General features: G+C 57.0%; 1 protein-coding gene. It reads left to right on the forward strand.

The genetic code is table 11. The features are described 5' to 3' along the window. On the forward strand, positions 1–228 hold a 228-nt coding region (locus R2R70_RS23825; protein ID WP_410979465.1), incomplete at both ends, for a gamma-glutamyltransferase.

Genomic DNA, 228 nt, shown 5'->3' on the forward strand with positions numbered 1-228 from the left:
CGTCGATGTCGCCGACCATTGTGGTGAAAGACGGTAAAACCTGGCTGGTTACCGGTAGCCCAGGCGGTAGCCGGATTATCACCACGGTGCTGCAAATGGTGGTGAATAGCATCGATTATGGCATGAACGTCGCCGAAGCGACCAATGCGCCGCGTTTCCACCATCAGTGGTTGCCGGACGAGCTGCGTGTCGAAAAAGGGTTTAGCCCGGATACGCTCAAGCTGCTGG

Source organism: Cobetia sp. SIMBA_158 (assembly GCF_046566945.1).
Taxonomy (GTDB): Bacteria; Pseudomonadota; Gammaproteobacteria; order Pseudomonadales; family Halomonadaceae; genus Cobetia; species Cobetia amphilecti.